Annotated in this window: 1 protein-coding gene; it reads right to left on the bottom strand. The window is 74.2% G+C overall.

The annotated features are described in order from the left end of the window. Positions 1–400 (bottom strand): universal stress protein (locus tag C9I57_RS33660; protein ID WP_181322038.1); only part of this gene is annotated, 400 nt, incomplete at both ends.

Below are 400 nucleotides of genomic sequence, written 5' to 3'. Positions count from 1 at the left end.
CCCTTCGACCGTCCGGCGACGCACGTCGGCGTTCGGATGGTCACGGCCTGCGTCGCGGAGTACGTCGGTGAGGACCGCGGAGGCGTGTTCCTCGCGTACGGCCCCCGCTTCGTCCGCGATCAGCGGGTGGTCGGCATGCTGGTGGGCCGGGCGGCGCCAGGCCCGTACGGCCTCCAGCGCGCAGCCGCGTGCCGCGGCCTCACGGAGGGCGAACCGCACGGCGGCCGAGCTCCGGGTGGGATCGGCGACACCGACCACCACCTGATCGAGTGCGCCCTGCCGGTTCCGCTCCTCACCACGTACCACGATCACCGGGCAGGCGGCTCGGGCGGCCACCGTGAGGCTCACCGATCCGAGCAGCATGCCGGTGACCCCGCCACGCCCCCTGCTTCCGGTGACC

This window comes from Trinickia symbiotica, from assembly GCF_003028655.1.
Lineage (GTDB): Bacteria > Pseudomonadota > Gammaproteobacteria > Burkholderiales > Burkholderiaceae > Trinickia > Trinickia symbiotica_A.
This window is presented reverse-complemented; position numbering and strand designations above follow the sequence as displayed.